The following is a 3727-nucleotide window of genomic DNA, read 5'->3' as shown; positions in this document are numbered from 1 at the left end:
TCTTGCGCTACCTTATTTCGGACTTCTTCATATACATGATTCCTCTTTTTCACGGCCCTTCACCTCTTGAATATAGTGTACCTGATTTCCTACGGTACTCTCCAATTCAATTAGGGGGCTAAAGAGCAACGGATCGGTCTCTTTCATCAAATCGACCGCATTTATACAATCGTCCCCTCCGCCAGCACGGTGGAAACGCCGATTACAGTGTCGAACTTAACATAGGTATTGGTTGCTGTTAATCTTCGCATCCATAATGATGTGACGACTGTTGACATCGCTATGAATTAATGGCGGCCGGTATCCGTCCCTGGCTAACCGATCGCTTTTATCGAATATCCCGTCGTCGCATATTGTAACGTCCGCATAGTAAGACCCTGGATCCCCCCTCCTCTTTCTGTAAATGAGCAGCTCAGCCAGGTAATTGCTTTATAATTTCAGCGTTTCCAAGCATTTCGGCAATTTGCCGCCATCGCTGAACATGACTTTTATGAACAATTTGCGGAACAAAGCCAAGCTTCAGATAAGTTATTATAGCCGGAATGCGATAATCGTCTGTGTTCAGTACTGCGCTTTTCCTTTCTTCTCTGAACATTTGCTGCAGAGCGGCAAGACTCACAATATATCCTAGCTTCTTACCGCTGTACGAAGGGAGAACCCCGACCATATGCAAATAACCGGTCTGTTCGTCCCATGCTGACTTGTGTCATGCACACGCTGTAGCTACAGGTCGGCAATCATGACAGACAAAGAGGACCCGCTCCGGCTTGAACGGGTCCTTGCCGGAAATATCTTTTACAAAATCATATTCCTTTTGAAAGGACTCCTTGATAATCCAATTCCACGCTGCATCGTCACCCGGTTGGTAGCTACGAACGGAATAACCTGAATGCAGTTGAAGCTGAGGAAGATCGGACAGGCTGGAGAGAAACATGACGAGCTGCGGACTATAAGCGTTCACCCTGTTAACCCCCTTCGTTAAAGGTGTCATAATACGCTGTGTTACATCTTAATGATTTGATCTTTGTACGGGATATGGCCGCGAAAATTAGGCATCTCTATCGCTTTACCGCCGTTCATAACCGACAATTCTGACAATAACCCAGCTGCGGTCCACTCGCAAGCATCGTACACATCGATTTCTGATTTCTTAATCCCTTTGATGGCATCAACAAAATCCTGAACAATGAAAAAATCACCGCCCCAGTGACCTGCTTTTCTCTGCTCTTCGGTTATTTGCTTGTACCGTTCGGGCAGCAAGTGGTGATACTCGGATAACGGCTTCCAATGGATAGAGTCCTCCCCCATCGAAGTCAACCATATTTTATGCTGATCGCCCAAACCACGTGGAGCTTCATAACTTCCTTGTGTACCTTGAAGCGAATAATATTTCATGTTGTGTGGTCTTTTTGAAAGACAATCCACGCGAATTTTAATCAATTTACCGCTTGTCATCTGGCACATTGTAATAGAGGTATCTTCTTGACGGTATTCCGGGGAAGTATTCCATCCCGTACCGAAGCAGGCAACGGATTGGATCCGATCGCCTTGGAACCACTGCATCACAGGTCCCAGACTATGGGTTGGGTAAAATGTCCCCCTCTTGCCAAGCTGCCAGTAATGACGCCATGTCCTTCCCGAATCCCGGCCCTCTTGACTTGGGCGAATCGCCATATGTTTAATATTATGAAGGTATTCGCCTTCACCAAAGTAGACGTCTCCGAACAGTCCCTGCCTCACCATGTTAAGAATAAGCTGATTTTCCGGAATGTAACAGTAGTTCTCAGCCATCATATACACTTTGTTTTGTTTTTCTACTAATTCCTTCAACCACCAAAGCTCATCCATCGTTACTCCGGCCGTCACTTCGCTCAATACATGTTTGCCGGCCTCCAACGCTTGCAGAGTATGAGGTACATGCATCTGCATCGGTGTAGCAATGACAATGGCGTCAATATCTGCCTCCAGCATATCTTCGAAGATTCGGAATCTTTTCGGAATGTCATGTTTTGCCGCTTGTGCCTCTAGCAATGTCTCGTTAAGGTCGCACAAAGCGACAACTTCCGCTTCCGGGATCGAGCGGAAGCCCTTCATCGTGCTTAGGCCTCTAGCTCCAACAATGCCTACTTTGATCGTCATGTCTGTTCCCCCATATTCATCCGCCCCGCCGTTCCGTAAGTCGAATCGCTCCTCTTGTGAGGGGTCGATTCGTGGGGGCTTACTTGAAATATTTCGCTAAATGTCCGGAGCTTTCTGAATGCCTTGCTGTTTATTCTCAAGTGTACCGCGGAACTGATGATCCTCCAGCTCGATGCATATCGCTCCTTTGTAACCGAAACGATCGGGTTGAACCGCCACTTTATATCCCACAGTGCCGTGGCCCGAATGGTTTAACCTTGCCATGACAATGATTCACCCGCTCCCCGAATTCAGCCAGCGCCCGCAAATAATCGATGCGCAGCCAAACCAGGTAGGAAGGATCGTAGTTAAGCCCGAAATGTTTGAAAGGAATCGCTTCGAACATAGCTCGCCACATTTCCGGGGTACAGCCGATAGTCGCTATTGATCGAGTATCGCTATTACATTATTCTTTAAGTTATTACTTGAGACTTTACCCTGGTTTGAATCATTGTAATACTGTTCTACACAGTTGCAACTATTAATTAGTTGGACGGACCACTTATATACTTAATGATTAAGATAATACCAATATATAACAATATTTTACTTTCGTAAAGGAAATTACTGTAATGACTTTCAGATAGCTAAAGCTAGGGACTTCTCGGTTCAATTCGAGGTGTTTGGCTGTTTTTGTATTCGTTCAGCTGTCCCAGCCTTCGTTTTGAATTTGATTGGTCATAATGAACTTATATGAAAGAAGCCTGGTAAAAAACAAAATCCGCGGTTCACGCGCGCGCATCGTGTGTACTAGTCCGAACCAAATAAATTCCCGCTCATACGATGTGGATGTAGTTAAAAAGGAAAATGGGTGGTGAATAAACATGAGTGGTATTGGCGGAATTGGTGGAGTGGGTGGCTTTAGCTGCGGTGGTTTGGGGACTACAACAGCAGTAATCCTCGTTCTCTTCATTCTTTTGGTAATCGTTTCGAGAGGATTTTTTTAATCAGCCCACCCATTTTTTCATCTGTTGCATAGTTTAAAGTGCAACCTGCAATTCCCCCTTACCCATACAACCCCTCCGGCCGTTAGAGGCTAGAGGGGCTACCACAAACTAAAATACGGGACTCCGCAAGAGTCCTTTTTTTCGTCAAGAGCCAGTTAAAATTTCACCTTTTAAAATAAAACAAAGAGCCTCACATTACGTGAGACTTTTTTCTACAATTCCGCTTGGCAACGTCCTACTCTCCCAGGACCCTGCGGTCCAAGTACCATCGGCGCTGGAGGGCTTAACGGTCGTGTTCGGGATGGGAACGCGTGGATCCCCTCCGCTGTCATCACCAAACGAATTGAATTGTTCAGGTCGCAACGCAGCCATGCGTCGCTTGGATCTTCCGGACAGGCTTGCTGCCTCGGTCCATCCTTTATTCCCTGAAAACTGAATGCGAAACGAACGAGTAGAAGTTGGAATCGAGTGCCTCGGGGTATCCGAGGCTCTTTGGATAAGCCCTCGACCGATTAGTATTCGTCAGCTGCACGCATTGCTGCGCTTCCACCCCGAACCTATCAACCTGGTCGTCTACCAGGGGTCTTACGAATTGGGAAATC

General features: G+C 46.5%; 4 protein-coding genes, 2 rRNA genes and 1 pseudogene. 1 reads left to right on the top strand and 6 read right to left on the bottom strand.

The features are described 5' to 3' along the window. Positions 1–412: 412 nt before the first annotated feature. From D7M11_RS36010 to D7M11_RS36670, 4 genes and pseudogenes are all read right to left on the bottom strand, one after another. A pseudogene (locus D7M11_RS36010) lies at positions 413–679 on the bottom strand (GNAT family N-acetyltransferase); the annotation flags it as partial. A gap of 27 nt (positions 680–706) precedes the next feature. After that, the gene (locus D7M11_RS36005) at positions 707–961 is read right to left on the bottom strand and encodes a hypothetical protein (protein WP_120752090.1); all 255 of its coding nucleotides are present in this window, start codon (positions 959–961) and stop codon (positions 707–709) included. A 41-nt stretch (positions 962–1002) separates the two neighbouring features. Further along, positions 1003–2139, bottom strand: a complete 1137-nt coding sequence (locus D7M11_RS36000) for a Gfo/Idh/MocA family protein (protein ID WP_120752089.1) — start codon at positions 2137–2139, stop codon at positions 1003–1005. A 96-nt stretch (positions 2140–2235) separates the two neighbouring features. After that, on the bottom strand, positions 2236–2403 hold the full coding sequence (locus D7M11_RS36670) for a hypothetical protein (RefSeq protein ID WP_158607025.1): 168 nt from the start codon (positions 2401–2403) through the stop codon (positions 2236–2238). Positions 2404–3002: 599 nt separating this feature from the next. On the opposite strand from D7M11_RS36670, the gene D7M11_RS38250 reads away from it, so the two are divergent. Next, positions 3003–3125 carry a YjcZ family sporulation protein gene (locus tag D7M11_RS38250; RefSeq protein ID WP_120752088.1) on the top strand — a complete coding sequence of 41 codons (123 nt, stop codon included), beginning with the start codon at positions 3003–3005 and terminating at the stop codon, positions 3123–3125. Positions 3126–3347: 222 nt separating this feature from the next. Here D7M11_RS38250 and rrf read toward each other — a convergent pair. Further along, positions 3348–3464: ribosomal RNA gene (gene rrf, locus D7M11_RS35990) — 5S ribosomal RNA — on the bottom strand. 153 nt (positions 3465–3617) lie between these two features. Continuing rightward, a 23S ribosomal RNA gene (locus D7M11_RS35985) occupies positions 3618–3727 on the bottom strand; the annotation flags it as partial.

This window comes from Paenibacillus ginsengarvi, assembly GCF_003626695.1.
Taxonomy (GTDB): domain Bacteria; phylum Bacillota; class Bacilli; order Paenibacillales; family NBRC-103111; genus Paenibacillus_AB; species Paenibacillus_AB ginsengarvi.
Note: the sequence above shows the minus strand (reverse complement) of the source record. Positions and strands in the feature narration are given on the sequence as shown.